Origin of the sequence: Nocardia carnea NBRC 14403 (assembly GCF_000308515.1) — a bacterium.
In the GTDB taxonomy this organism is placed as follows: domain Bacteria; phylum Actinomycetota; class Actinomycetes; order Mycobacteriales; family Mycobacteriaceae; genus Nocardia; species Nocardia carnea.
The window spans coordinates 45,861-68,149 of the sequence record NZ_BAFV01000120.1 but is presented as its reverse complement, the minus strand read 5'-3'; the positions used below and the strand labels follow the sequence as shown (position 1 = coordinate 68,149).

General features: G+C 66.8%; 22 protein-coding genes and 1 pseudogene. 10 read left to right on the top strand and 13 right to left on the bottom strand.

Annotated elements, in window-relative coordinates:
• Window positions 1–176: 176 nt before the first annotated feature.
• Window positions 177–899, bottom strand: coding sequence for a TetR/AcrR family transcriptional regulator (locus tag ON22_RS30395; protein ID WP_033245616.1), 723 nt, complete (start codon window positions 897–899; stop codon window positions 177–179).
• Between the two features lie 120 nt (window positions 900–1,019).
• Between ON22_RS30395 and ON22_RS30390 the strand changes: the two genes are divergently transcribed.
• The 3 genes and pseudogenes from ON22_RS30390 (at window position 1,020) to ON22_RS38700 (ending at window position 4,551) form a co-directional block, all read left to right on the top strand.
• Window positions 1,020–1,712, top strand: coding sequence for an O-methyltransferase (locus ON22_RS30390; RefSeq protein ID WP_051158297.1), 693 nt, complete (start codon window positions 1,020–1,022; stop codon window positions 1,710–1,712).
• 430 nt (window positions 1,713–2,142) lie between these two features.
• A pseudogene (locus ON22_RS38705) lies at window positions 2,143–3,231 on the top strand (acyl-CoA dehydrogenase family protein); the annotation flags it as partial.
• A 39-nt stretch (window positions 3,232–3,270) separates the two neighbouring features.
• Window positions 3,271–4,551 (top strand): acyl-CoA dehydrogenase family protein, encoded by a 1,281-nt coding sequence (locus ON22_RS38700; RefSeq protein WP_051158305.1) that lies wholly within the window; start codon window positions 3,271–3,273, stop codon window positions 4,549–4,551.
• A 71-nt stretch (window positions 4,552–4,622) separates the two neighbouring features.
• Here the strand turns inward: ON22_RS38700 and ON22_RS30380 are convergent, their stop codons facing one another.
• Complete coding sequence (locus ON22_RS30380; protein WP_051158296.1) at window positions 4,623–5,060, bottom strand: hypothetical protein; 438 nt, start codon at window positions 5,058–5,060, stop codon at window positions 4,623–4,625.
• Window positions 5,061–5,280: 220 nt separating this feature from the next.
• Here ON22_RS30380 and ON22_RS30375 point away from each other — a divergent pair, with 220 nt between their 5' ends.
• Window positions 5,281–5,742 carry a hypothetical protein gene (locus ON22_RS30375; RefSeq protein ID WP_033245615.1) on the top strand — a complete coding sequence of 154 codons (462 nt, stop codon included), beginning with the start codon at window positions 5,281–5,283 and terminating at the stop codon, window positions 5,740–5,742.
• Here the strand turns inward: ON22_RS30375 and zapE are convergent.
• The 3 genes from zapE to ON22_RS30360 all read right to left on the bottom strand — a co-directional run bounded on the left by zapE (window position 5,736) and on the right by ON22_RS30360 (window position 9,347).
• Entirely contained in the window at window positions 5,736–6,800 is a 1,065-nt protein-coding gene (zapE, locus tag ON22_RS30370; protein ID WP_197039700.1) for a cell division protein ZapE, read from the bottom strand. The two genes, ON22_RS30375 and zapE, sit on opposite strands and share 7 nt — an antisense overlap.
• A 117-nt stretch (window positions 6,801–6,917) precedes the next feature.
• A complete protein-coding gene (locus ON22_RS30365) occupies window positions 6,918–8,384 on the bottom strand; it encodes a flavin-containing monooxygenase (RefSeq protein ID WP_033245614.1) in 1,467 nt (488 codons plus the stop codon).
• 204 nt (window positions 8,385–8,588) lie between these two features.
• Window positions 8,589–9,347: an ankyrin repeat domain-containing protein gene (locus tag ON22_RS30360; protein WP_081595941.1), complete on the bottom strand. Its 759-nt coding sequence runs from the start codon at window positions 9,345–9,347 to the stop codon at window positions 8,589–8,591.
• 161 nt (window positions 9,348–9,508) lie between these two features.
• Here ON22_RS30360 and ON22_RS30355 point away from each other — a divergent pair, with 161 nt between their 5' ends.
• From ON22_RS30355 to ON22_RS30345, 3 genes are all read left to right on the top strand, one after another.
• Complete coding sequence (locus ON22_RS30355; RefSeq protein WP_197039699.1) at window positions 9,509–10,321, top strand: nucleotidyltransferase domain-containing protein; 813 nt, start codon at window positions 9,509–9,511, stop codon at window positions 10,319–10,321.
• Between the two features lie 82 nt (window positions 10,322–10,403).
• Complete coding sequence (locus ON22_RS30350) at window positions 10,404–10,727, top strand: ArsR/SmtB family transcription factor (protein ID WP_033245613.1); 324 nt, start codon at window positions 10,404–10,406, stop codon at window positions 10,725–10,727.
• A 58-nt stretch (window positions 10,728–10,785) separates the two neighbouring features.
• On the top strand, window positions 10,786–11,343 hold the full coding sequence (locus ON22_RS30345; protein ID WP_157170453.1) for an SRPBCC domain-containing protein: 558 nt from the start codon (window positions 10,786–10,788) through the stop codon (window positions 11,341–11,343).
• Between the two features lie 8 nt (window positions 11,344–11,351).
• Here the strand turns inward: ON22_RS30345 and ON22_RS30340 are convergent, their stop codons facing one another.
• The 6 genes from ON22_RS30340 to ON22_RS30320 all read right to left on the bottom strand — a co-directional run bounded on the left by ON22_RS30340 (window position 11,352) and on the right by ON22_RS30320 (window position 17,743).
• Window positions 11,352–12,353, bottom strand: a complete 1,002-nt coding sequence (locus tag ON22_RS30340; RefSeq protein ID WP_033245612.1) for a zinc-binding dehydrogenase — start codon at window positions 12,351–12,353, stop codon at window positions 11,352–11,354.
• A 283-nt stretch (window positions 12,354–12,636) separates the two neighbouring features.
• Window positions 12,637–12,798, bottom strand: a complete 162-nt coding sequence (locus tag ON22_RS37020) for a hypothetical protein (protein WP_156052363.1) — start codon at window positions 12,796–12,798, stop codon at window positions 12,637–12,639.
• A 162-nt stretch (window positions 12,799–12,960) separates the two neighbouring features.
• Entirely contained in the window at window positions 12,961–13,326 is a 366-nt protein-coding gene (locus ON22_RS30335) for a DUF202 domain-containing protein (RefSeq protein WP_051158293.1), read from the bottom strand.
• On the bottom strand, window positions 13,323–13,748 hold the full coding sequence (locus tag ON22_RS30330) for a YidH family protein (RefSeq protein WP_081595946.1): 426 nt from the start codon (window positions 13,746–13,748) through the stop codon (window positions 13,323–13,325). Before ON22_RS30330 ends, ON22_RS30335 begins: the two co-directional genes overlap by 4 nt.
• Before the next feature lie 111 nt (window positions 13,749–13,859).
• Window positions 13,860–16,202 (bottom strand): arylsulfatase, encoded by a 2,343-nt coding sequence (locus ON22_RS30325; RefSeq protein WP_033245611.1) that lies wholly within the window; start codon window positions 16,200–16,202, stop codon window positions 13,860–13,862.
• Between the two features lie 56 nt (window positions 16,203–16,258).
• Complete coding sequence (locus tag ON22_RS30320; RefSeq protein ID WP_231508676.1) at window positions 16,259–17,743, bottom strand: MFS transporter; 1,485 nt, start codon at window positions 17,741–17,743, stop codon at window positions 16,259–16,261.
• Window positions 17,744–18,039: 296 nt separating this feature from the next.
• Here ON22_RS30320 and ON22_RS30315 point away from each other — a divergent pair, with 296 nt between their 5' ends.
• From ON22_RS30315 to ON22_RS30305, 3 genes are read left to right on the top strand one after another with little or no spacing between them, the layout of a single operon-like run.
• Window positions 18,040–18,669: a TetR/AcrR family transcriptional regulator gene (locus tag ON22_RS30315; RefSeq protein ID WP_033245610.1), complete on the top strand. Its 630-nt coding sequence runs from the start codon at window positions 18,040–18,042 to the stop codon at window positions 18,667–18,669.
• Window positions 18,666–19,583 (top strand): TauD/TfdA dioxygenase family protein, encoded by a 918-nt coding sequence (locus tag ON22_RS30310; RefSeq protein WP_033245609.1) that lies wholly within the window; start codon window positions 18,666–18,668, stop codon window positions 19,581–19,583. Before ON22_RS30315 ends, ON22_RS30310 begins: the two co-directional genes overlap by 4 nt.
• 3 nt (window positions 19,584–19,586) lie before the next feature.
• Window positions 19,587–20,531: a formylglycine-generating enzyme family protein gene (locus ON22_RS30305; protein WP_033245608.1), complete on the top strand. Its 945-nt coding sequence runs from the start codon at window positions 19,587–19,589 to the stop codon at window positions 20,529–20,531.
• Window positions 20,532–20,553: 22 nt separating this feature from the next.
• Here ON22_RS30305 and ON22_RS30300 read toward each other — a convergent pair whose 3' ends face one another.
• Together ON22_RS30300 and ON22_RS30295 are read right to left on the bottom strand one after the other, a co-directional pair.
• Window positions 20,554–21,579, bottom strand: a complete 1,026-nt coding sequence (locus ON22_RS30300) for a sensor histidine kinase (RefSeq protein ID WP_033245607.1) — start codon at window positions 21,577–21,579, stop codon at window positions 20,554–20,556.
• Entirely contained in the window at window positions 21,572–22,285 is a 714-nt protein-coding gene (locus ON22_RS30295) for a response regulator transcription factor (protein WP_033245606.1), read from the bottom strand. The genes ON22_RS30300 and ON22_RS30295 overlap by 8 nt, the downstream gene beginning before the upstream one ends.
• Window positions 22,286–22,289 lie beyond the last annotated feature (4 nt).

Here is a 22,289-nt window from a genome sequence, read left to right as displayed (position 1 = left end):
CGAGAACGATTGTGGGAGAAGCCAATCCTGAACGACGCGTTGGCGTATTTGAGCCAGTGTCCAGGAACGCCATCGGGGGAGGTGGCTGGGCATTCCTGCCTGCGATTCCATCCCGGCGACGGGTACGTCCACACGCGGCGGGTTCCGGGGGCCGGTATATCTGCCGCCGACCGGAATCAGCCGGTCTCGTGTTCAGCTGGAATGATCAGGCGCTCGACCGTATGAGTGACCTCGGTGACCATGTGTTCGAAGAGGGTGTCGGCGTCGAAACCGGTATCCGCGGCCGCGCGCCGCAGCAGGGGGAGTTCGAGGTCGCGGTGATGGTCGAGCCAGGCCTGTGGGGCCGGATACTGCTCGTGCACCGGCGCGCCTGTGTCCGCCCGGTGATCGATCAGCAGTACGAAACCGTAGATCCGGATCATCACATCCGCGTGCACGAGCAGGGCATCGTCGAGTCCGACTCCGATATCGGTCAGGAACTGCAGGAACCCCTCCGGGGCGGTGAGTCGCCGGGCGGGGACCCGCGTATCGCTGATCTGCTCGTCCAGTGAAACCAGCAACGCGCGGGGATGGTGGCGCGCGATGCTGCGATGCAGCCGGAGGAATTCCCGCAGGCTCATCCGCCAGGTTGCGGGGTCGAGTTCGGGGTCGGGCCATTGCGACAGCCACAGCTGGACGGCCCGGTCCACGACCTCTGCCCGGTCCTGGACGTGCCGGTACAGCGCCCGCACGGTGACACCGAGGTGGCCGGCGAGATCTTGCATCGTCACCGCTCGGAATCCGCGGCGGCCCGCCAGCTCGAGCATGGTGGCGGCAATGGAATCGGCGGTGAGCGTTGCGCGTCCGGCACGGGTGCGCGGGCTGCGGCGCCGACGGCCCGGTGGGAGCGGTTCCGACATCGGTCGGACACTACCTTGCACTTATTGACGTTCACAACCCATTGACATCAAGGAGTTGTGCTCGGACACGAGATGCCGCCGCCTGAGGTGGTGCCGAACCGCGCGACCGAAAGGCCCACGATGAAATCCAGCCCCCTGCAGAACCCTGAACTCGACCGGTTCATCGCCGAGCTGCAACAGCGAAGCTCGGCTCAGGTCGCCGGGATCACCACCTACTTCGACGATCGCGCCGACCGCGGGAACGCCGCCGACCTCAGCGCACTCGATACCGCCGCCAACGAGTTCCTTGCCGATAAGCTCGTAGCCCTCGAACACGACAAAGCGCTGCTGTGCCACCGGCTGTGCCTGGCGTTGCGGGCACGCCGGGTCGTGGAGGTCGGGACGTCCTACGGGGTTTCCACGCTCTACCTCGCCCAGGCCGTACGGCTGGTCGCCGAAGCCGACGGTGGTATCGGCGTAGTGATCGGCACCGAGATCGAACCCGGCAAGATCGCGGCCGCCGCGGACAACTTTCGCAGAGCGGGACTGGAAGCTCATATCGACCTGCGTGCAGGGGATCTCCGGGACACGCTGGTGGACTTGGACGCCCCGGTCGACCTGGCGCTGGTCGATATCTGGCCGGTCATGGCGCGACCGGCGCTCGAGCTGATCACACCGAAACTCCGCCCGGGCGGGATGATCCTGATCGACAACACAGAAAACCACCCGGAAAGCTACCGCGAGGCCTTCGAATTCATCGAGGACCCGAGCAACGGCCTGCTCACACAAACCCTGCCGTTCCGCGGTGGTCTCGAACTCGTGATCAAACGATGAACTCCGGCCCCGCGCGGATAGTGCGGTGTGGACCACGCACGGCATCAGCGAATGGCTCGACCTGCTGAGCATCGGACCGGCCCGCCGCGCGGACACCGTCCCACCCGCCGGCACCACGCTGCACCTCTACGCCACCGCCCCTTGAAGAATTCCGCGCACCGCTCGTGGTCGGGGTCTCGGCGCGCTTCTGCTCCGGAAGGCTCATCGGTTCCAGGTCGAAAGTCGGCAGTGGCGGTGGCCCTCCTGCCGCTTGACGTATTCCTCGACAGCCTCGGCGATGATCGCGGACCGAGATCGGTGCATCTTGTGACGCCTGGAGAGTCTAGTTTGACTAACGAGAGAATGGCATTATCAAATGAGGAAGTAATGTTTCCGGCGTCGACGCGTCGGTGTGATCCGGCTTCCGGACCCAGAGAGAAGCGAGCCGACCATGCTGTTCGATATCTCCGATGAGCAGGAGTTCTTCCGCTCGACCACCGGGAAGTACCTGGCTGCCAGGGTGCCGCGGGATCGGCTGCGCGGGCTGCGGCACGACGAGGACGGGTTCGCGGCCGCTTATTGGCGGGGTGGGGCCGAACTCGGGTGGACGTCGCTGCTGGTGGGGGAGGAGGCCGGTGGTGGATCGATCAGCGGCCGGCCGGTGGTCGATCTGACGCTGGTCGGCTACGAATTCGGGCGGCATGCCGCGCCGGGGCCGTTGGTGTCGGCGAATATCGTGGCTGCCGCACTGGCCGAGAGTGGGTCGCATCCGGAGGTTCTGGGAGAACTGCTGTCGGGGGAGTCCCTCGCTTCCTGGTGTCATGCCGAACCTGCCCGGCGGCACGGTGCCGGGCTCGAAATACGTGTCGACGGGGCCGAGCTGGTGCTCGACGGCCGCAAACAACCTGTCGAGTCCGCCGGGGTCGCGAGTCACCTGCTGGTCACCGGGCGGTGTGACGGTGTGGTCGGCCAGGTTCTGGTTCCGGCGGGGAGCGCGGGGGTCACCGTCACCCCGCTGCGCTCGCCCGACCTCACACGCCGTTTCTCCGCGGTGACGTTCGACAATGTCCGGGTGCCCCGGAGTGCGCTGGTGGGTGAGTTCGGGACGGCGGAACAGCAGGTGGCGTGGCAGTCGGAGGTCGCGATTGCCGTGCAGTGCGCGGAAACCGTCGGCGCGATGCACACCGGTTTCGAGATGGCGCTGGACTGGATGGCGGACAGGTATTCGTTCGGGCGCCCGCTGGCGTCATATCAGGCGCTCAAACATCGCATCGCCGATCTGAAATCGTGGCTCGAGGCGGCGCACGCGATCGCCGACAGCGCCGCCGTGGCGGTCGACGAACGCCGGGCGGATGCCGGGGAGTTGGTGGCTGTCGCGCAGGCGTTCATCGGCCATTACGGGCCCGAGCTGTTGCAGGACTGCGTGCAGCTACACGGCGGGATCGGGTTGACGTTCGAGCACGACCTGCATTTGTTCCTGCGCCGCGCCACCGTGAACCGGACGCTGCACGGCACACCGGCCGAACACCGCCGCAGCCTTGCCGACCGGTTGATCGAACAGGATGGGCTGCCTGCTCCGGTGGAAGCGGAGACTGTCCACGCAGCGCCCTCATTCGGGCCGGATGAGCCGAGTGTGAGCGAGGACGTCGAGAGTTTCCGGTTACGCGCCCGGGAATGGATCCGCGCCAACTTGGGCCCGTTCCGGCCCGAAGCCGTCGCCGGGCTGCGGAAGGTGACGCGGGAGCAGGAGCTGGCGGCCGTCGGCAACGACCGGCGGTTGCAGCGCACGCTCTACGACGCCGGGTTCGCCGGTATCGCCATCCCGGTCGAATACGGGGGCCGCGGGCTCACCGCCGCGCATCAGCGGGCGTTCACCGAGGAAATGGCCGGGTTCGAGTACCCGTCGCGATGCCAGGTGCCCACGCTGTCGCCGTGCGCGGCGGTGCTACTGGATTTCGGGACCGAGGAGCAGAAGCGCCGGCATATCCCGGCGATGCTGCGCGGCGAGGAGATCTGGATGCAGTTCCTCTCCGAACCATCCGGCGGCTCCGATGTGGCGGGCGCGGTGACGACCGCTGTACGCGACGGGGACGACTGGGTGCTCAACGGCGCCAAGATCTGGACCACCGGGGCGTGGTATTCCGATTGGGCGCTGTGCCTGGCCCGCACCAACTGGGATGTACCGAAACATCGTGGGCTCACGGTGTTCATCCTGCCCATCCATCAGCCGGGTATCGAGGTGCATCAGATCGAGATGCTCAACGGTGCCCGGGAGTTCTGCCAGGAATTCCTCACCGATGTGCGGGTACCGGATTCCGACCGGATCGGCGAGGTCGACGGCGGCTGGACCGTCGGGACCCGCTGGATGTCGCACGAACGGCTGCTGGCGGAATCGCCCTACGTCACGGTGCCCGCGAAACCCGCCATCTCCGACCGGTCGCCGGTGGAGATCGCCTGCCGGGCCGGGACCGTCGACGAATCGGGCGTGCGCGACCTCATCGGTGAGGACCGGATGCTCGACGTCGTCGGGAGCGCGCTGCAGCGGCGGCTCGGTACCGGGATGATGTCCGGTCGTATCCCCGAGCAGTCGGCGGCCATCGGGCGCCTGTTCCGAGGGATAGCCGAATCACGCCGGGCGACCATCGAATTCGAGGTTGCGGGTGACGCGGTATGGGACGAGGAGTTCGGCGACGCCGGCGATGTGTTCCTGATGCGGCAAGTGAGTTGTATCGGGGGCGGCACCACCGAAATGGCCCGCAATGTGATCAGCGAACGTGTACTGGGTATGCCCAGAGAGGCGCGGTCGGACCACAATGTGCCGTTCCGGGAGGTGCCACGGGGCGGTCGCCGTAGTTCGTGACGGACACCTGAGCCGGTCCGGACCTTCGCGACGGAAGCCGGGCGGCAGGTGACCGCCCGGCTCACGACCGATCAGACCGTGACGCTCACCTCGCCCGGATTCGTACTCATCGTGACGACCACCGGGCCCGGGCCCGTATCGGCCAGCGCCCGCTGGAAACCGTGGTCGGTCGGGAACCAGCCGCCGGGGGCGGGGACCGACGAGACGGTGACTTCCTGGGATCCGGTGGCGCCGGTTGCCGTATTGCGCCAGGACACCGTCGCCGACAGCGAGCACGACGGATCGGGACGGTCCGCTCGGAACAGCACCGAAACCCCGACGCCCGGGGCATCGGTCGGTAGCGGAGCGACGGCTACCTGACTGCGAACCGTGCCGGCGCATCCGGGTGCGATATCGACGCGGGCGTCCTGGAAATCGGCGGCCGTCTGGGCACCCGCGGGCGCCGCGACCGAGAGCAGGGCGGTTGCGGCAAGAGCGCCTAGAGCAAACGGTCGCAAGATATTTCGCAAGAGAATATTCCTCTCAAAAAACGGGGTTCCGGGCCGGTTACCCCGGGAGTCGCCACGGGTAAACCCCTTGCTGGGTAGGCCCTGGAACGGATGCGCCCGCCGCGGAAGCCGACCTTACCGCCGTCCTCGAGCGTGGTGGGGGGGGGATCCGGGTGATCCCGCGCTGCGGGTATGTAGCGCAGAGCCTGCACCCGGGTGGAGAACCACATAGGCTGAGGCCATGGGACTCGACGTGTACGCGGTCCGGCCCAGCCAGAGCCGGGTATCCGATAGGGCGGCCTTCCAGCAGATCCAGGCGATGCCGGCCGAGGAGCGCGGGGAGTTCGGCTGGTTGCATCCGGACGATCTCGAACCGTTCGACGAATTGCCGCGCGATTTCGCGCAAGGGGGCTTGTTCTGGCCCTCCGACGGCGACCCGACCGGGTTTCGCGGACAGGTGTACGAGAAATGGGTGTCCGACGAGTTCGGGCTGAGCCTGTATGAGCTCTTCGACCCCGATGACGTGCGCGGTTTCCTGGAACGTCTGGACGAATGGCTCGGCCGGGCCGAAGCGGGAGATGCGGAGATACCGTCGTTCGGTGCCGACAGCGACGACGGCTACGCGCTCACCCGGGCGCGCTCGCTGGCGGCGTATCTGGGGGCGGCGGCCGCGCAGGATCTCTGGCTCTTCCCCGACTACTGACCGGCCCCCGCAGCCGTATCGGCGGCTCCCGGTAGCAGAGCCAGCCGGCTGGCGGTGCGGTGGATATCCGGGGGGAGCCGGTCGCCGGACAGACATTCGCCCAGGGGTGCGTGGGCGATGAGGTTCAGCGGTATCCGGCGGTCGCACAGGACGTCGACGAGGTTGGCGAAACGTTGTACGGCATCGCGGTCGGCCGTCGTGAGGACAGGAAGCCCGGACAGAGTCCAGTGGCTGTACCGATCGGTCAGCCGGAGGTAGTCGATGGTGGAGAACGGACGGTCGCACAGGTCCGTGAAGTCGAACCAGATCTCCGTGCCGCGTACGGCCAGGGCGGTGACGGTGCGGGTACCGAAGGCGACCTGCCGGCGTTCGGATGGTTCCGGGATACGCAGCCCCGCCGCCGCAAGCCGGTCGGGGTCGCCGGGCCACAGGTAGCGGCCGAGACCGAATCCGGTGGCCGGTGCCGGCCCGGTGCGCCGGTAATCGTGCGGGCCCGCCACTTCGACGACGTCCAGGGCGACCTCGAGCGCGGCCGCGACCGGTTCGATCAAATGGTGGAACAGCGGGTTCGGCAGCAGGCCGGATGGCGGATAGTTCGAGGTGGCGACCAAAGTGATGCGGCGCGCGAACAGGGCGCTCACGACCTTGGCGAGGATGGTGGCATCACCGGGATCGTGCACATGGAATTCGTCGAAGCAGACCAGCCGGGCCTCGCCGAGCAGGTCCTGGACCGCGCGTTCCCCGGCGCCGGGTTCCTGGCGGTGGGCGGCGTAGCGGGAATGGAACTCGCGGAAGAACTCGTGAAAATGGATACGGCGTTTATGCGGTCCGGGCATCGCTTCGTAGAAGGTGTCGACCAGCCAGCTCTTTCCCCGGCCCACCGGTCCCCAGACGTAGACACCACGCGGCAGCGATCCGAAAATGCGGCGCCGCCCGGATAATTCGTCGCCGAGACGGGCCAGCGGGGCGGCGGCGGTGCGCTGGCAATCGTCGAGGACGAACCCCGCATCGCGTGCGGCATTGTCGAATACCGATACCCAGTCGATTCGTGTTCGCACCCCGGCACCTCCTCGTAACCCTCGAGCCAGCCTGGCAGGCCGGTCCCGCGGTGCCCAGAGACGAGAGGCACATGTGAAAAGGATCGCGTGGCGGTGACGGCACCGCGCCCCAAGGGATTACGCGGCGGGCGTGAGCCGATAGTCCTGGGGCTCCAGTTTGCGCACGCGGCGCCGGTAGCTGGTGACCGTACCGGGCCAGTTGTTGGTGATTTTCCCGGCCGCATTGCGATACCAACTGGAGCAGAAGTTCCACGGTGTGCGATCGAGCCGCGTCTGCAGAGCGTCGTTGAACGCGCGCTCGGTCTCGGCGCGAACCTCGAGCACATGACCTGGTTTATCCGCGAGCAATTGCAGTGCCTGACGAATATGGCGGGACTGCGTTTCGATCATGTAGATGATCGACCCGACCCCCAGGTTCGTATTGGGTCCGTACACCATGAAGAAATTCGGGAAATCGGGCACCGTCATTCCGTAATAGGCATGCGCCCCGTCCGACCACGCCTCGGCCAGTTCCCGGCCGCCACGGCCGCTGATCCGCATCGGCCACAGGAATTCGGTCCCCTTGAAACCGGTGCCGTAGATGATCACATCGGCTTCGTGCACAGTGCCGTCACCGGTGCGTACGCCCTGCGGGGTGATCTCGGCGACGGCGGCAGTGGTCACCTCGACATTCGGCTGGGTGAGTGCCGGGTAGTAATCGCTGGAGAACAGGGTGCGTTTACAGGCGATCGGATAGTCGGGGGTGAGTTTCGCCCGCAATTCCGGATCGTCGACATTCTTGCGCAGATTCCGCCCCGCCATCCTCGCCACGAGGCGGCTGATAACCGGCAACTCGACCAGCCCCAGCGACGAGACCTCGGCGGTGAGCCACCAGCCGAGACGCTCCAGCAGCAGCATTCCGGGAATACGCGCGAACAATTTGTGCTGCACCGGCGAATAGTCGGTATCGAATTTCGGCAGTACCCAGGCGGCGGTGCGCTGGAACAGGGTGAGGTGTTCGACCGCGGGCTGGATCTGCGGTACGTACTGGATCGCGCTCGCGCCGGTGCCGATGCACGCGACGCGTTTTCCGGTGAGGTCGACACTGTGATCCCACAGCGCCGAATGGAACGCCTGCCCGGTGAAACTGTCCACGCCGGGAATATCCGGCAGTTGCGGGCGGGAGAGCTGCCCGACAGCGGAGATCAGCACATCGGCGGTCCGGGTGGCGCCGTCGGCCGTGTGCACGGTCCAGCGGCCGGTCTTCTCGTCGAACGCGGCCTCGGTGACCTCGACGCCGAACTCGATGCGGTCGAGCAGATCGTGCCGGCGCGCGACCCCGCGCAGGTAGTCGTGGATGGCGGCCTGCCCGGAGTAGCGCTGCGGCCAATCCGGCTTCGGCTCGAACGAGTAGGAGTACAGCGGTGACGGCACATCGCAGGCGGCGCCGGGATAGGTGTTCTCCCGCCAGACTCCACCGAGGTCCTGGGCTTTCTCCAGGATGGTGATATCGCCGAACCCGTGGCGCCGTAATTCGATCGCCACCCCGATACCGCCGAACCCAGCGCCGATCACCAGCGCCGATACCCGGTGTGCCCCGCTCATACCTACTCCTGTCCCGCGAGCACAGGCTGCCTCCCGCGTCGTGACAGCCCCGCCGCCTCCAGGCCCCACTCGCTCACGCCCATGACCGTCCTACTGTGGTCCCTCTCACTGTAGGGCCGTGGCAGGTCTGCGGATCGAGACTTTCGGCCAACTGGCCGGGTCCCGAACGTGGCCGCAGCGGTCGGGGAGGAGCCACGCCGGCGCTCAGGTGATGCTCGTAGCGGAACCGTTCGTGTCTGCGAGCAGTGCGGCGATCGTGCCGTGCCCGTTCTGGATCGATGTCTCCCCGCCGCGCCCGTCGGCGTCCTCGTAGCGCAGAGTGATCCGTTCGGTGCCGTCTCCGGCAGGACTGCGTTCGACCGTGTACTCGCGCTCGCCCCAGCCCGCCTGCTCGGCGAGCACGGTGACCAGGTCGGCGTCCGCGAGACCGGCAGCAATCGTTGCGGCGGTGTTCCCCTCGTCGTCGGCGAGGCCGGGGTCGGCGCCGTGGGCCAGCAGTGATCGCACTATTCCGCAGCACCCACGGCGGGCTGCGCGGATCAGCGGTGCGCCCTCGATATTCGGGTCGGCTCCCGCCGCGAGCAACAAGTCCACCGTTTCGAGGTGCCCGTTGCCCGCCGCCCACAACAACGGCGGCGTCCCCGGACCGTGCTGTTGCGGATGAGGTGGTTCGGGCAGATCGGGATCGGCTCCGGCGGCCAGTAGCGCGGAGACGACGTCGATATGGTTCCAGCAGGCAGCGGCGCACAGGGGCAGGCCTTCTTCGGGAGGCTCGCTGGGCCGGTTCGGGTCGGCCCCGTACGCCAGCAGCAGGCGGACCAGATCGGCGCGACCGCTGACCGCGGCCCGGTAGAGCGGTGTTGTTCCGTCCTCGTTCGCTTCCTCCGGCGACACGCCGTCGTTCAGCAGCGATTCGACGGCAGCGGGATCCCGCTCCCGGACAGCATCCATCAGGTTCCTCATCTGTCCATTGAAAACACGGTGTCAACGGGATATAGCTCGAGTCCGTCGTGGCCTGTGCCCGCGAATTCGCTCGGGCGCGCTGTCCGGCTCCGCCGGCGGGGCCGGGTCTAGCCTGACAGTATGACGATCGGGTTCGGGGGTGCCGTTTCGGCGGGTGGCCGGTGTCCGCTCGGCGAGCGGTGATGGATTCCGGTGGCGAGCGCATGCCCGTCGAGGTGGAGCGCTACCTGTCCGAGCTGGTCCAGCGGGTACGAACCGTCTACCGGGACCGGCTGGTGAGCGTCGGTGCGGTGGGATCGCTTGCCTTGGGTGACTACCGGCACGGACGCAGTGATATCGATATCACGGTTGTTGTCGATCCGGCGGTGCCCGCGCAATCGACGCACGAGCTGGCCGATGCGCTGGCCCACCCCGGATTGCGCTGTCCTGCCGCCGGGCTGGAACTGGTGGTGTACGACGCCGGGTTCGCCGCCTCGGGCGCGCCGGGGGCGGGGTATCTGCTCAATCTGAATACCGGTCCTTTGCTGCCCGCCCTCGCGGACTTCGAACCCGGTGGTGCCCCAGGGTTCTGGTATGTGATCGATCGGGCGATCGGACACCAGAGCGGGCGGACACTGTCCGGTCACCCGATACGGGAGGCGCTGGGCGCGCCCGCGCATAAGGACCTGCTCGCCGCCGTTTCGGCATCGGTACGCGAGCATGCTTCGGGCACCGGGCATCTCGCGGACAACAGGGTCCTGAACGGTTGCCGGTCGGTGTACTACTGCACAACGGGTGGCTGGGTTTCCAAACGGGCGGCCGGGCGGTCGATCGCCGCTGCCGAGACGAGGTTTCGTCCACTGATCGAGGAGGCGTTGCGGAGTTTCGAACGGCCTCGTGAATCGGCGCTCGAACTTTCCGCCGGCGAGGTGGGCGAATTCATGGCGTGGACACGCCGGACCGTCGACCGGGTATCCGGCAGCCCGGCTTCCTGACCCCCGTGCGTGCGACGGGTTCCCGTTGCGGCCTGCAGTATTCCTTGACAGGAATATTCCTTATGAGGAATACTCGTTGGGTGTGGTACGCGATATATTCGAGGTTCTCGCCGACCCCACGCGGCGGCAAATCCTCGACCTCCTGCGCGGCGGTGAGCGCACCGTCGGCCATCTGGCCGGTGCGCTGGGCACCGCGCAACCCAATGTGTCCAAACATCTGAAGATGCTCGACGCGGCGGCGCTGGTGCGGGTCCGGGTGGACGGCCCGCGCCGGCACTATGCGCTCGACCCCGGCCGGCTACGGGAGATCGAGGCATGGCTGGCCCCGTTCCGTGAGATCTGGGCCGATCGGCTCGACGATCTCGAAACCTATCTCGACACCCTGCCGGACGACCCCGCGGAATGAAGTGCCGTGATACGTCGACACCTCCGCTGACCGTATGAACCTGCACCAGAGGAGCGATATGACAAGAGTGACGCAGCGTCTCGGCGACGTCTTGCGCGACGGCGACCGCGTGGGCGCCCGCTACGAGCGCATAGTGGCGCATCCGCCGGCCAAAGTGTGGCGGGCGATCACCGAATCCGATCATCTCCGGCACTGGTTCCCGGCCGATATCCTCGGCGAACGCCGCGCCGGGGCCGAGATCCGCTTCCGGTTCTGGCCCGAGGCTGTCGAACAGGCCTCGGCGGAACTGACCGAGCTGGAGGTCGACCTCGAGGACCCGGAACTGCCGGGCCGAATCCTCACCTGGGAGCCGCCGCGTATCTTCGAATTCCTCTGGGACGACGAACATCTACGGTTCGAACTGCTCGCCGAGGAGCCGGGAACGCGGCTGGTGTGCACGGTCTGGTTCGGTACGCCCGGCCCGCACGGGATTTCCGGTACTGCCACCGGGTATCACGTCTGCCTCGACGAACTCGTGGATTCGCTCGACGGCCGGCCGATCGATATGCCCGACCCGGACGAGGTCGCCGAGCTGCGTCGCCGCTACACCGAGGCCGTCGACGCGACCTCGGTGTAGGCGGCCGGTCAGCCGATGCGCAGCAGGGTGCGACCCAGGGCGGTGCGAGCTTCGATGGCGGCGTGCGACCGGGCGGCCTCCGCCAGCGGATAGGCCTGACCGATCACTACCTCGATCGCGCCGGTCGCGACCGCATCGAGGATGCGCGCGGCGTGTGCGGCACGATCATCGTCACCGGTGTTGTTCAGGTCGTGCAGACCTATCACCTCGACACCGCGTTGCCGGGCGTCCGCCGAGGCTGATCCGGCGAATTCGCCGGCCGCCGCCCCGTAGCCGATGAACCGCCCACCGCCGGCGGTGATCGCGAGTGCGGCATCGCCCAGATGCCCGCCCGCGCCATCGAGTACCACATGGGGGGCCCGGCCGGCCGTCGCGGCAAGAACGCGGTCGGTCCAGCCCGGTTCCGAGTAATCGATGGCGGTATGTGCGCCGAGGCGTTCGGTGAGCGCAAGTTTCGTCGTGCCGCGGGCCGCCGCGATCACCTGCGCACCGGCCTGCCGGGCCAGCTGGATCAGCAGGGTGCCCAGTCCGCCCGCCGCCGCGGTGATCAGCACCGGATCACCCGGCCGCACCGCGGCGCGATCGAAGACGGCGAGCGCGGTATGGCCGTCGTGGACCAGTGCGGTGGCCTGGTCGAGGCTCACCCCGTCCGGAATCTCGGTGAGCGTTCCGGCTGCCGCGAGTGCCTGTTCGGCGTATCCGCCGACGGGCAGGCCGCCTCCGATTCCGCTGGTCGCCGTGCAGGTCGCGACCCGGTGGCCCAGCCAGGCGGTATCGACACCGGAGCCGGCCGCGCGGACGGTCCCGCCGATCGCGCCGCCCGGAATGTACGGCGGCCGGACCGGGAAGAAATCGGTACCCCAGCCCGACCGCAGCCGGGTATCGAGGAACATCACATCGGCCGCGGCGACATCCACCAGGACCTGACCGGGACCCGGCTCCGGTGCCGGGATCTCCTGTAGTTCGAGCACGTCCGGTGCGCCGAATTCCTTGACCAGCACTGCCTGCACGGTGAGCCTCCTCGGTTCGCTGTTCCCGGACCAGTCTGGAACATGAACCATTATTGAGGTCAAGTTCCGGCGGTGTTCGCAGCGGATATCTGACGAAACAGTGACACCCCGCGGTGGTTCTTCCGGGGCCCGTGGGGAAGCAGGCAGGATCGGCAGCGTGCGAGTACTGCTGACCGGCGCGGCCGGTTTCATCGGGTCCCATATCCATGTCGCGCTGCGGCAGGCCGGTCTATGACGCCCGGTGTTCTTTGTTCGAGTTACAGTCCGCCCGGTGCCTGCGACATCATGATCCGGGGCGGCCGGGTGCGAACTGGGGGAGCTCGATAATGGTCGCCAAGAGTTCCGCCATCTGCGCCTGTAGCTCATCTGGGGCGACGTCCTCGGCCTCCGTGAACGCCAGGATGCCCTCGCTGAACAGCGACCATCCGGAGATTGCGGCGAGCACCGGGTGACGCTGACGGCCCGGAACCGAAGCCCGGGAAGCGAACGGCTTGGGGGACCCGGCAAGCCCGACCCGGTGGCCGGGGCGGCTCACACCGCCCCGGCCGGCACACACAAACCACCGCCGGGCACGGTCGGCCTACTCCCGCCCTTCCGGAGGCCGTCGCTATCCCGAACACTGTGTCACCAGCAGTGATGCCGCCGCGCAGGCGAGCAGGACGACCTCGATGCTCACGGCGAGTGCAGGAACGAGGTGTATCGGTGCGCGGCCGTCGACGAACTCGCGCACGCGCAGCCGGTGGTGGCGTCGAGCCGTGGCCAGTATGGCCAGAGCGGGAAGCGCGGCGGCGGCAGCCAGCCCGACGACGAGAACGCCGGGGCCCGGAACTGTGCGGATGAACAGGAGGCACACGGCTACTGCGAGAGCGGCCGTGCGGACCCAGGCGAGCGTGGTCCGCTCCGGTTGTAACCCGGCATCGTCGTGGACATCGACCGCGGTGTCCTCGCCCGGTGTCGATTGCTGCCTCTTCATAGAAGAGTCTGCGCCGCGACGGTTGCTGCGCAGACGACGGCGAATACCGCCATGAGAAGCACGATGCCGGGCAACGGTAGCGGCCGGCCGGTGCGCATCGCGATTTCGATCCGAAACCAGCGGGCCAGTGCGACGGCGGTCAGCAGGACGGCGAAGACGAGCAACGCCACGATCGTCATTCGGTGGGTCGATACCGAATCGGTCCGGCCGGCAAGTGCTTCCAGTGCAAGCGCCGCAGCGACGGCACCGAGGGCGGTCCGGATCCAGGCGAGGAAGGTGCGCTCGTTGGCGAGACTGAAGCGGGGGTCGGGGTCGGTGCCGGCCCGCAGTGCGCTCGGCCGCCACCGCCGAGTAGTTGCGGGCCGGGTGACCTGCGGGTCGGAAGGGACGTGGTCGGGCTCGTGCCCGGACAGCGGAGGCATCTGAGTTTCCTCGACGTTGTGCACAGCTGGCGGCATCCGTGGATTTCCCGCCGCCAGGTGAGCGGTCGCAGCGGACTGCTCACCTGGTCGCGGTAGCGCGCACGGTGCGGTTCAGTGTGTCGCCAACTCCACCTTCCGGCGCTCGGACTCGGGGACACCGCCGCCCCGCGACAGGTTGATCCGGACCTCGTGCAGTTTGCCGGTGAAGGAGAACTTGCCGCTACGCGCGATCTCCTCCGTCACGGGGCTTCCTCTGTCCACGCCGATGTCGAGTTGCTCGTTCATGGAGAAGATCGCCCGTGCGGTGCGTTCGATATGTTCCTCCGCGGCTTTCACGCCATCGACGAACAGTGTCACGATGGCGCCCTTCCCGATTCCGCCGCCGTCGTAATCGAAGTGCAGCGCCACCTCGCTTCGCCCGGCCGGAAGGCGTTGCGGCGCACGCACAAAGGTGTGTTCGCGGGCGCAGAAGTTGTAGCAGAACACCGGTTTCGCATCGAGTACATACAATGCGAAGCCGCCGAATCGTCCCCCGATCCCGGCCAGCATGCCTTCGCACGGTGAACCGTCGCTGTCGATCCGTGCGGTGAGCCTGAACGATCGGTTGAAGAACGACGGTGCCGCCTTCTCCACCAGGCCCTGCATATGGGGATACAGGGTGATGCTCGTGCGGCCCTCGAACGGGTGCGGTGGGCGGTTCCCCCGGGTGTGCCGCCCGGCGGTGCGGTCGTCGAGCGGGAGCACCTGATACTTGGCGGCCTCGACGAGGAAGAGCTGCTTCAACCGGGCCAGGACCTCCGGGTGCTCGGCCGCGAGATCGCGGGCCTGGGACCAGTCGGTCCGTGTGTCGTAGAGCTCCCACCGGTCTTCGTCGAGCTCGGGGAGTTCCACGCCCGCGGTCGCCATGAGCCAGGGCGCGCGGTGAGCGGTGACCGCTGTCCACCCCTCGTGATAGATGCCGCGGTTGCCGAAGATCTCGAAGTACTGGGTGGTGTGTCTGTCCTCGGCCGCGGCATCGTCGAAGGTGTAGTTCATCGCCACACCTTCCATGGGCATCTGGGCGACACCGTCGACGGTATGTGGCGCCGGTACTCCGGCTGCCTCGAGAATGGTGGGCGTGAGATCGACGCAGTGGTGCCACTGATGCCGTAGCCCGCCGCGTTCGGCGATACCGGCGGGCCACCGCACGATCAACCCGTTGCGGGTGCCGCCGTAGTGTGACGCGACCTGCTTGGCCCACTGGTAGGGCGTGTCCAGGGCCAGCGCCCACGCCGCGGGGTAGTGCGCATAGCTCGTCGGAGTGCCGAGTTCGTCGAAACGGTCGAGGATGTCCTCGGTCGTGCTCTCGCACCCGTTGAGACCCGCAAGGTAATTGAACGACCCCTCCACACCACCTTCGGCCGACGCACCGTTGTCACCGAGCATGTACAGCACCAGAGTGTTGTCGAGCGCGCCCAGTTCCTCGATCCGGTCGACGAGCCTGCCGACCTGGTCGTCGGTGTGTTCGAGGAAGGCCGCGTACAGTTCCATCAGTCGCGCGGAAGCCTTCCGCTGCTTCTCGTCCAGCGAATCCCAGTGGGGAAGCCCCGGCGCCCACGGGGCCAGCACCGTATCCTCCGGTACGACACCCAGGCGCTTCTGCCGCTCCAACGTGATCTCACGTTGCCGATCCCAGCCGTGATCGAATTCGCCCCGGTATTTGCCGAGGTACTCGTCGGGCACCTGCAGCGGGGCGTGACAAGCGCCGAACGGTAGATAACAGAACCAGGGTTTGTCGGCGTCTACCGCGTTCACGCCCTCGATCCACGCGACCGCGCGATCCACCAGATCCTCGGAGAGGTGGTATCCGTCCTCGGCGCTGCGAGGTGGTTCGACGACGGTGAAATCCTCGTAGAGGACAGGATTGAACTGGTCGGATTCGGCACCGAGGAATCCGTAGAACTTATCGAAGCCTTCCCGGCACGGCCATCGGTCGAACGGACCCACCGGCGTGATCTCCCAGGCGGGTGTCTGGTGCATTTTGCCGAACGCGCCCGTCGCATACCCGTTGCCCTGCAGAATCCGGGCCACCGTCGCCGCCGATGCGGGCCGGGTGCCGTTGTAGCCCGGCGCGGCACTGGCCATTTCGGATATCACCCCCATCCCTACGGAGTGGTGATTGCGGCCGGTGAGCATTGCGGCGCGGGTCGGGGAACACAATGCGGTCGTATGAAATCTCGTGTACCCGAGCCCCTCTTCCGCGAGCCGCTCCGCCGTCGGTGTCCGGCAGGGGCCGCCGAAGGCCGATGCTGCACCGAACCCGACATCGTCGATCATGATGACCAGGATGTTCGGTGCCCCCTGTGGCGGACGGACCGGGGCGCTGCGGTGGAAGGGTCGGCTCTGGCTGCGGTAGTCGACGGCAGCTGCCGGTTGCGGGGTGTGGGTGACGATCGGCAGCGAATGGCGGTCCATAGGTGAATTCCTTTTCGTTCTGATGCCGGGGGCAGGGGGTCGTTCGGTGACGGTGGTCAGACACGCTCGCCGTGGTGCACCACCGCGGTCTCCTCCGGTGTGCGCAGTCCGCCGGTCGCCGGCGAGCGACCGTGCTTCATGGACAGGGCGATCGCTATGCCGACGGCGCCGACGAGCGCGGCGGATCCGAATCCGTAGCCGAAGGCCGAATCCGCATACATCACGGACCGGCCGCCGGAACCGGGATCGCCGAGTTGGCCGGCCATGACGGCACCCGTGACCGTTACGGAAATCGCGGATGTCAACTGCATTCCGACACCGGCGATCGTGGAGCCCACACCGCTTTGTTCGGAGGGGAGGGCTTCCTGTACCAGGTTCGCGTTGGACGAATGCAGGAAGCCGACTGCGACGCCGGCAAGCGCACTGATCAGCACGACCTGCATCAGTGAGGTCGGCATTCCGGCGCCGAGGAACATCACGAGCACGAACAGTGCACCGGAGGCCAGCAGTACCTGGCGCGGACCGAATTTCCGGGCACAGTAGCCGCCGAGGGGCCCGGCGAGCATCGCGCACAGCCCGAGTGCACAGGTCCACAGCGCATACGTCGTGGCGGTCAGGCCTGCCCCGTACGAGATGCCGGGGATCCCTGCCGGAGTCTGCAGCAGCGTGGGCATCATCAGGGCGTGCGCGTTCATCATGTACCCGACGCAGGCGACCGCCAGGACGGTAGGCCCGAATCGGCGACCGAACAGGATGGTGAAGTCGATGAGGGGGTGGGTCGCGGTGCGCTGGCGCGCAACGAACAACACCAGCATGAGCACACCCGAGACGAGTAGCCCCAGGGTCGTTGTGGACGACCAGCCCCACGCCGATCCCTTGCTCACGCCGATCAGCAGGACAGCGACGCCGGGGCCGAGCAGTGCCGTGCCGACGTAGTCGACCGGGCGGTCGGCGCGCACCGGGCTTTCCGGTACCACCGCCGCGTACAGCGGGATCAACGCGGCGACGTAGATCGCCAGGAACCAGAACACCGACCGGAATCCGAAGCCGTCGATCAGCCAGCCTGCGATGAACGGTCCGGCGACAGCCGACATCCCGATCCCTGTCGCGACCACACCCAGCGCGATCGGCACGAAATCGCGCGGCATGATGTCGCGCACGAGGCTGTAGGACAGCGCCACGATGCCCACCAGTGCACCCTGGGCTGCGCGGCCGACGAGCATGAGAACGAAAGTCGGTGCCATAGCACTGATGAGGCAGCCCAGCACGAACACGACGGTCAGCGCCATGATGACGCGCTTCTTGCCGGCCTTGTCCGCGAGCTTTCCGATCAGCGGCATGAGGGTTGCGCCCGCGAGGGTGACGATGGAGATGACCCACGCCACGTCGAGGGTCTCGAACTCCTCGGCGATATGCGGCACCGCCGGGTACACCATCAGAATTTCGAAGGTGGCTATTTCCGAGAACAGGATGATGACGGCGAGGATCGCGAACAATCGCCGTTTCGATGCACCGGCGGTCGGTGGGGGTATTTCGTGCACCAGGGGTGTCCTTTGTTCGGATGGGCAGAGGACCGAGGAAGGCCGGTGGCTCGCGGCGGGAGGTCGGCGCGCACAGGGAGAGGTTCGGATGCCGGAGTCGGCTCCGAGAATGATGTCGAAGTATGACGGTAATCACGGATTTGCGCGCTCCGCCTATCGGGTCCCGCTGAGCGGGACCTCTCTCTCGGGGTTATTCGCACGAGCCGAATCGTTTCGAAAGTAATTGCCCGACAGGTCCTCCGGCGATTTAAGACAGTGTCTTGACGGCACCGGTTCCGGTCGCTTATCGTGGCCCCATGTCATCGGCAGTCGATTCACGCCAAGCCCTCCTCGAGGCGGCCGAACAGCTCTATGCCGCACATGGGCTCGAGGGGGTGTCGATGCGCGATATCGCGGCTGCTGCCGGGCATCGCAACAACTCGGCGGTGCAATACCACTTCGGAAGCCGGGAAGGGCTTCTTTTGGCGATCTTTCGTTTTCGTATGCACACCATCAACGAGGTCCGGCGTGCCTATCTCGACAATGTCGAACGGGCCGGTCGGGAAGGTGATGTCCGCGCCCTTGTCGAGGCCGAGATCCGGCCTCTCACCGAGTTTCTCGCGCAGACCCCGGACGGAAGTTACTACGCACGCTTTCTTGCCCGCGTGTCACCGTCGGTGGATTTCACCCTGCCCGAACTCGGTGAGGTCCAGGACGCCGGCCGGGAAATCGTCCACAAGCTCATCGACGCACTCGGGCACCTGCCACGGCGGGTGGCCCTGACCCGAATCGACCTGATGTTGAACATGACCATCTCGGCGCTCGCCCTTGTCGAACAGCGCCGAGCCGAAGGGCTTCCCCAACTCGCGAGCTTCGACGACACCGTCGACCACCTGATCGATATGGCTGTGGGCGCGCTGCTCGCAGACCGGACAGGAGCGCCATGACCAGCACGATATCGTCCCGCACGGTGGTGATAGGTGACCACACGATCGAATTCGGACCCAGGCTGCTCCGTCGCACGGTCAGCGATAACGAGGCCGAGCCGTACACAACTCTGCACCTCGACCCGATGACTCCTTATATCGGCGCCACCGTCAGTGGGGTCGATCTTCGCGATCCGCAGGCGGCGCAGATCGAGGAACTACGCCGCGCGCTGCTGGAATGGAAGGTGCTGTTCTTCCGCGACCAGGACATCACCCCGGCGCAGCATCGAGACTTCGCCGAGCATTGGGGTGCGCTGGAAGTGCACCCGTTCCTCGCCCAAGGTGATGTGCCGGAAGTAGTGCATTTCGAAAGAAGCCAGGACGATCCCGGAACCGAGAACATCTGGCACGTCGACGTCACCTGGCAGCAGCGCCCGCCGCTGGGTTCGGTCCTGCGGGCACTCGAGGTCCCACCGGCCGGCGGTGACACATTGTGGGCCGATATGGGCAATGCCTACGACTGCCTCTCCGATGAAATCAAAAGCCGGATCGACACGCTGACCGCTGTGCACGATTTCGTCCCGTCGTTCGGCCGCGGAATGGATCCCGACCGGCTCGAGCAGATGAAAGAGACCTATCCACCGGTCCATCATCCGATTGTTCGGGTCCATCCGGAAACGGGGCGCAAGACATTGTTCGTGAACAGTCTGTTCACCACGCATATCCCGGATCTCGATTCGGTGGAAGGACAGCAGCTGCTGCGCCACCTGTTCGATCAGGTGAAGGTTCCGGATTTCCAGTGCCGCTTCCGTTGGGCGCCCAATTCCATTGCCTTCTGGGATAACCGGGCGACCCAGCATTATGCGGCCAGCGACTACTTCCCCCATCGGCGGGTCATGGAGCGAGTCGCCATCACCGGCGATGTGCCGCGCTGACCGATGAATTCTGCGGCAAAACCGAGTTCCCCGCCGAAAAATATGCAGTGGCTACCCGGCGGCATGTTCTGGATGGGATCCGAGGAATTCTATCCCGAGGAGCGGCCGGTCCATCGGGCACGTGTCGACGGTTTCTTCATGGACACGCATCCCGTGACGATCATCGAATTCCGCAGATTCATCAAGAGCACCGGTTACCGCACCACTGCGGAAACCCCGCCCCGGGCAGAGGATTACCCCGATGCCGATCCGGCGCTGCTCGTGCCCGGCTCCCTCGTATTCGCTCCACCGCCCGGGCCGGTACCGCTCGACGACTACCGCAGGTGGTGGATGTGGAAGCCCGGGGCCGACTGGCGCCACCCGGAAGGTCCGGACAGCGATCTGGCCGGACGCGAACGGCATCCGGTCACCCATGTCTCGTATGGCGATGCGCTCGCTTATGCGCGGTGGGCGGGCAAAGACCTTCCCACAGAGGCCGAATGGGAGTTCGCGGCACGAGGAGGCCTCGATCGTGCGCGGTTCGTCTGGGGTGACGAGTTCACTCCGCGCGGCCGGCACCAGGCGAACACGTGGCAAGGAAACTTTCCCTGGGAAAATACGGCCGAGGACGGGTTCACCGGAACTTCGCCCGTGGGGTCCTTCCGGGCCAACGGATACGGACTGATGGATATGGCCGGCAACGTGTGGGAATGGACCACCGACCTCTTCACCGGCAGCCACGGAGCGGACGACCGCGCCGCCGCCCCTGCGCATGCGTGTTGTAGTCCGGCCGATCCGCGTGCCGCCGGGCGAGCGGAGTCGCTGCCGTATCCGCGGCGGGTCATCAAGGGCGGATCGCACCTGTGCGCACCCAACTACTGTCTCCGATATCGACCGGCTGCGCGGCAGGGCGAAAGTACAGAAACCTCGACCTCACATCTCGGATTCCGTTGTATTGTCCGTCCGTAGCGCCCTCCTCCCGGCCGGGTCGTTATCCGGTGCCGGCGGGTAAACGGATCTCGAAGCGGCAGCCCACGTCCCGATTGGCGGCGGTGATCGCGCCGCTGTGCGCCTGCACCAGGCCCGCCGCGATCGCCAGGCCCATACCGCTTCCTGTCGGCACACCGTCGTCCGCCACGGGGGAGCGGATCGCGGTGCCGCGGTAGGCGACCTCGAATATCCGTGGTAGATCGGCTTCCGCGATACCCGGACCCGAATCGTCGACCCGGGTCCAGATCTGGCCGTTCTCGCGCCCGGCGGTGATCACGACCTGCCCACCGGGCGGTGTATGCGCGATGGCATTGGACACCAGGTTGGCCAGCACCCGGCCCAAAGCGTGATCGTCGGCCGCGACCGGTAGCGGTGCCGGGGGTTGTTCGGCGGTGAAACCGATCCCCGCCCGGTCGGCTGTCGCGCGGTGGGCGGCATAGATCTCGTCGATGAGTTCGCGCAGGTCGAGGGGTTCGAAGTCGAGATGCAGGGCGCCAGCGGAAATCTTCGACATTTCGAACAGATCGTCGACCATCCGGGAAAGCCGCCGGGTCTCCCGGTCGATCTGCCCGGCGTAGCGGGCGATATCGGCGGGATCGGCGACGACGCCGTCGATGAGCGCCTCGGTCATGGCCCGGATACCGGCCAGCGGGGTGCGCAGATCATGGCTCACCCACGCCACCAGCTCGCGGCGGGATTGTTCCGCGGCGCGTTCCTGTTCGCGGATCTGCTTTTCCCACACGGTTTTACGGGCCTGCTCGCGACCCAGCAGGACAGCCGCGGGGACCGTGACGGCCGCGACGAGCAGCAGCACCAGGGAGGTGCGCCGGAACTCGGCGGTGAACATCAAACCGCTCACACCGGTGATCCCGGCCAGAGTCGCCAAGGTCGGGATGAGCACAAGCACCGCCATACTGGCGGTGAGCGAGCGGTCACGCAGCGCGCGCAGCGCCAGCGCACCGACGAGCACCACCGGCAGGGAACACGCCAGCGTGAACCCGATGATCTGGAGCAGGTTCTCAGGCATCCGACGGCTCCCCGGTGATCTCCGAGCGGCCCCAGGCATAACCGCGACCCCAGACGGTATCGATCCGGTGCCGGGAACCCAGCTTGGCGCGTAACCGCTTGATATGCACGGTGACCGTCGACAGATCCCCGAAATCCCAGCCCCACACCTGTTCCAGCAGGCTCTCCCGGCTGTACACCCGCCCCGGATTGCGCAGCAGGAACACCAGCAGGTCGAATTCGCGTGGAGTGAGGGTGAGTGCGGCTTCGTCGACGAACACCAGCTGGGCGGAGGGATTCACCGTGAGGGACCCATCACGCAGGATCTGCTGATCGAGGGCCGGCTCCGGCCGGGAGCTGCGGCGCAGGACCGAGGTGACACGCAGCGCGAGTTCGCGGGGGCTGAACGGTTTGGTGACATAGTCGTCGGCGCCGGCTTCCAGGCCGAGTACCCGATCGTCCTCGTCACCGAGCGCGGTGAGCAGGATGATCGGCATATCCGGACGCCGCCCGGCGCGCACCGCACGGCACAGGTCGATCCCGCTGGGCTCCGGCATCATCACGTCCAGGACCGCGAGTTCCACATCGTCGGGTGTACCGGTGCGGGCCAGCACGGCGTGCGCGGCGCGGCCGTCACCGGTTTCCACGACGGTGCGGCCGTCGCGTTCGAGATACCGGCGCACCACCTCCCGCACCACCGGGTCGTCATCGGCCACGAGTATGCACATCGGA

Coding starts and splice junctions, on each gene's coding strand:
- ON22_RS30325 (WP_033245611.1), bottom strand. CDS start 16,202: ATGGACCGCCATTCGCTGCCGATCGTCACCCACACCCCGCAACCGGCA.
- ON22_RS30295 (WP_033245606.1), bottom strand. CDS start 22,285: ATGTGCATACTCGTGGCCGATGACGACCCGGTGGTGCGGGAGGTGGTG.
- ON22_RS30330 (WP_081595946.1), bottom strand. CDS start 13,748: ATGCCTCCGCTGTCCGGGCACGAGCCCGACCACGTCCCTTCCGACCCG.
- ON22_RS30375 (WP_033245615.1), top strand. CDS start 5,281: ATGGGACTCGACGTGTACGCGGTCCGGCCCAGCCAGAGCCGGGTATCC.
- ON22_RS30305 (WP_033245608.1), top strand. CDS start 19,587: ATGAATTCTGCGGCAAAACCGAGTTCCCCGCCGAAAAATATGCAGTGG.
- ON22_RS30315 (WP_033245610.1), top strand. CDS start 18,040: ATGTCATCGGCAGTCGATTCACGCCAAGCCCTCCTCGAGGCGGCCGAA.
- ON22_RS30310 (WP_033245609.1), top strand. CDS start 18,666: ATGACCAGCACGATATCGTCCCGCACGGTGGTGATAGGTGACCACACG.
- ON22_RS30395 (WP_033245616.1), bottom strand. CDS start 899: ATGTCGGAACCGCTCCCACCGGGCCGTCGGCGCCGCAGCCCGCGCACC.
- ON22_RS30335 (WP_051158293.1), bottom strand. CDS start 13,326: ATGAAGAGGCAGCAATCGACACCGGGCGAGGACACCGCGGTCGATGTC.
- ON22_RS30360 (WP_081595941.1), bottom strand. CDS start 9,347: ATGAGGAACCTGATGGATGCTGTCCGGGAGCGGGATCCCGCTGCCGTC.
- ON22_RS30390 (WP_051158297.1), top strand. CDS start 1,020: ATGAAATCCAGCCCCCTGCAGAACCCTGAACTCGACCGGTTCATCGCC.
- ON22_RS30345 (WP_157170453.1), top strand. CDS start 10,786: ATGACAAGAGTGACGCAGCGTCTCGGCGACGTCTTGCGCGACGGCGAC.
- ON22_RS30365 (WP_033245614.1), bottom strand. CDS start 8,384: ATGAGCGGGGCACACCGGGTATCGGCGCTGGTGATCGGCGCTGGGTTC.
- ON22_RS30300 (WP_033245607.1), bottom strand. CDS start 21,579: ATGCCTGAGAACCTGCTCCAGATCATCGGGTTCACGCTGGCGTGTTCC.